At 40.5% G+C, this 3,740-nt stretch carries 4 protein-coding genes; all 4 read right to left on the bottom strand.

Annotated elements, in window-relative coordinates; translation table 11 throughout:
• Window positions 1–1,100, bottom strand: a 1,100-nt coding sequence (locus GMD4S_RS07390) for a glycosyl hydrolase family 8 (RefSeq protein WP_000856181.1), incomplete at its 3' end; no start/stop codon positions are given.
• 8 nt (window positions 1,101–1,108) lie between these two features.
• A complete protein-coding gene (locus GMD4S_RS07385) occupies window positions 1,109–2,419 on the bottom strand; it encodes a glycosyltransferase family 2 protein (RefSeq protein ID WP_000625492.1) in 1,311 nt (436 codons plus the stop codon).
• Window positions 2,420–2,561: 142 nt separating this feature from the next.
• Window positions 2,562–3,341 (bottom strand): hypothetical protein, encoded by a 780-nt coding sequence (locus GMD4S_RS07380; protein WP_000800615.1) that lies wholly within the window; start codon window positions 3,339–3,341, stop codon window positions 2,562–2,564.
• A 6-nt stretch (window positions 3,342–3,347) separates the two neighbouring features.
• Window positions 3,348–3,740 (bottom strand): UDP-N-acetylglucosamine 2-epimerase (locus GMD4S_RS07375; protein ID WP_000001458.1); only part of this gene is annotated, 393 nt, incomplete at its 5' end.

Below are 3,740 nucleotides of genomic sequence, written 5' to 3'. Positions count from 1 at the left end.
AACATCTCTAGAGCAATCATGGTAATCATCGTTGCATCATAGTAGTTGTCCAAAGGTAAATCTTGTGTGAAAATGTATTTATTTTGCTGAAGAAGTTTCAGATAGCCTTCTCCCTTGTCAGACGCATAGGTAATCGGTGCCAAGAAACTACCTGCCTGGTATTGATTGAGGGCAGTTCCATTCAAGTCATAACCAGCATAAATACGTTGCTCTTTCATAAAGAAATCCATCATCTTTTGAACGAGTTTTTGGCTTCTTTCATCCTGACTCTGAGACAAGTGATATGGCAAACGACAAGCGTTATAAGAATAAGCCCCATCGTATTGAGATTCGATAGTGTTGGCATCAACAAGGTGCGCCCCTGACTTCTCAGCCCAGATAAAGTCTGGCAAGAGACCCGTATCAGAATGAGAACTGATTTGCTCCAGTTGCCCAAGCATCTTATCCTTAACGTCTAACCACTGTTTGTTTCCAGTCAGGTCATAGAAAGATTGGAAATAGCGAGGAAGAGTATCAGACGTCCGCATCAAGTAATAATAATCGGAATCCTTGTTGGCCCAGTTCCCTACTGTCAGAACACCTGTCTCTTCATTGTAATTGTATCGAAGAATATCTTCTAAGATTTTTTTAGCTTGCTCTTGGTATTCCTGCGCCTTATCCGGCCACTGCTTGGCAGCTTCAATCAAAGAATAAGCGATGTAGAGATCTCCATCAGTTGCGTTTTGCTTCTCAACCGTTTCACTACTATTTGTGATCACTTGCTTCCAAGACATCAACTGCGTTCCCTCGATACGATGATTTTGGTAATAGCGATAAAGATTCTCAAAATCTGCTTGTGTCGCTTGCCCTTTTTGGGCTGCTAAAACCGTTATGAGCATGCCATAACTTTGGGCTTCAGATAGAACTGTTGTTCCCTCCGAATCACTCGTCGTACGAACATAAGACTGATTGCCTTTTGTAACAAGGAACTGCTGGCTCCATTGGCTGTAAATTCGATTACGCATCTCGATTTTAGTCCTTCCTCTTGCTAAAAACAAGGCTAAACAAAAGATAGAAAGGATGAGCACAAACCAGACATATTTTAATTTATTCGTTTTCATAGAACCTCCTATCCTGCAAATCGCTTGGTTTTAACCCACTTGGTTTCTTTTCGTCGGAGTACTTTATCCAGCACGATTGAAGAAATGGAATCAACGGATACAACGATAAACATCTGTGCATAAGAGAAATAGGCTGCCAGGGCTAACCAGATTTGTTTAGTTGTTGCTTGTCCAAATTGACTTGCCAATGCTGTCATAATTTGCATCAAATAGAGACCAATCATGAGAATCCAGTTAAAGAGCATGAGCTGAGCGATGTAGATATTGTCCGCATCAAAAGCAAATGGAACCCTGACATCTGGGAAGAAAAGATTAAGACAGATCGCTAGCACATTCGCTAGGAAAATCAAATCCGAAAGAACAATAGCAAAGTTAAACCAAAAGAAAACACAAGAATAGTTAAAGACTTCTAGTTTAACGCGCCAGTTTGCTCTGCCAAATAAATGCTTAAAGTTCGAGAGAACAACTTCATAATTTCCTTTCGCCCAACGTTTCCGCTGCATATAGTAACTCTTTAAGGTCTCAGGTTCTTGTTGGAAAGCCTCTGAATTATAGGCAAGGGCAATCAATTTACCACTCTGCATGATTTTGAAGGAAATATCGGTATCCTCAGTTAAGGCACCATTTTTCCAACCACCGATACTCTTTACAAAGTCGGTTTGAATGATAAAGTTGGTTCCTGGGATACGCCCAATTTTAAAGAGATGCCACATCCCAACGTGGTGCACGCGCTGAGTAACAACGATCTCTTGGTTGATACAACGAGTCAAGAAATTTTGGTTGGCGTTTCGAGTCTTGTTGCGGCCAAAAGATGCCACATGACGTTCTGGATCCTTCATAACTTCTTTGACAAGGAAATAAAGAGCATTTTTTTCAGGCATGGCATCTGCATCATAAACACAGATGTATTCGCCTGTTGCCATCTCCAAAGCATCGTTTAGAACGCCCGCTTTTCCTCCCGTACCAGTACGGTCGATAATGGTTAGATTTCTTCCTGCATATTCAGGCATGGCTTGTACAGACAAACATTCTGCATAGGTGTTATCCGAACAGTTATCCGCAAACAAGAGCAACTCCACACGGTCGTGAGGATAGTTCATATCCAAGATAGCTTTTGCCGTTTGGGCAATAACCACATCCTCATTATGGGCAGGAACAACAATCGTTACCTTAGGATAATAAGGTAGAGGCGAAGTGTCTACACGAAAATCACTGTGTTTAAACCAAAAGTGTACTGCCGAAAAGAGAATTACCAAGCCCCATGCTAGAGAAATCCAAATTGTAAGCAAGGTAAAAATCATTAACATTTGACTAATCATGATTCACCGCCTTAAAATTTTTGTTTACTCGATGGTAAAGAATATTGTATGCAATAAATAGTATGATAAAACAAATGCCAAAGGCGAGACTGAGTCCCAAAGCAATACCAAAAAATAGTTCGGTTAAAGTCATGTTCCCCTCCTAATATTCCACAATTACATCTGTCTCTAGTTGACGTTTGAGATGACTGGCGACATCCGCGTAGTCTTGGTATTTATCTTTATTATCAGAGTTAATCACCAAATAGCCTGTTTGGAACTGAATTCCTTGATTGCCATCTTCTCCATGAAAAACTAAACTGCTCAGTTTCTCCTGCAAACCATTCAAATAAAGTTCCTTCAAAGAATGTTGGCTTTTACTGGATAGAACGAGAAAATTACCATCCGAAACGTAATAGAGTTTATCATTGTAGCTCAATTCCTGAGCAATTACCTCTTGAATGCTACTGAGCATCTGGTTATGTTCTTTCGGTTTAATCTGGAAGAACAAATCTTCATGTGCCCAATGAATCAATAGAGATTGAACCGTAACATCACTTTGTTCAGTGACCATCGCTTGGTAATCTGCTCGCGCTTCGTCTTCCTGTTCTTGTACCTTTGAGGCCACCTTGAAGAAATAATAACGAACCTTAAGTAGAATCCCAATCAAAAGAGGAAAACTGATTAATAAAAAGACCAGTTGAATGATCGGGATATAAACCACACCCGCAACCAAAACGATAAGTCCAAAACCAAATGCTAAGATAAGGGTCCAAGTAAGCAAAAGGTCAGATAATACCAACACTGCAAACAAGGCTAAAGCTAAAAAAAAGATTTGTTCTAAAATGATTGCTCGAGCATACAAAAAACAAAGCACCAAAAGAATGACCTCACAAGCAAGCAAAGCCATAAGCCAGTTTTTAAATTGACTCCAATTTTTCATTTTATCTTATTTCCCCCCTTTGAATTCCGATACAGAAGTCGCTGCCCCAAAGTACTGTTGAATGGATTGTACGATTCGTTCAGAGGCTCTTCCATCTCCATAAGGATTTGGTGCCTGAGACATTTGTCTATAAAGAGTTTCATCTGTTAAGAGTGCTGCCATCGCTTCTTTCACACGTACTGGATCCGTACCAACTAGCTTCAACGTACCTGCTCTTACTCCTTCTGGACGTTCCGTTGTGTCACGAAGGACAAGGACAGGTTTGCCGAGAGAAGGCGCCTCTTCCTGAACACCTCCAGAGTCAGTCATGATAAAATAGCTTCTTGAAGCCAAATTATGAAAATCAAGTACATCTAAAGGCTCAATCAAGTGAATACGATCGTGACCAGCTAAGATATC

Source organism: Streptococcus sp. GMD4S, assembly GCF_000296955.1.
The sequence above is the reverse complement of the archived record's forward strand: the minus strand, read 5'-3'. Positions and strand labels throughout refer to the sequence as shown.

Bases quoted from the DNA above. Each gene is read 5' to 3' on its own strand.
- GMD4S_RS07385 (WP_000625492.1), bottom strand. From the start codon at position 2,419: ATGATTAGTCAAATGTTAATGATTTTTACCTTGCTTACAATTTGGATT.
- GMD4S_RS07380 (WP_000800615.1), bottom strand. From the start codon at position 3,341: ATGAAAAATTGGAGTCAATTTAAAAACTGGCTTATGGCTTTGCTTGCT.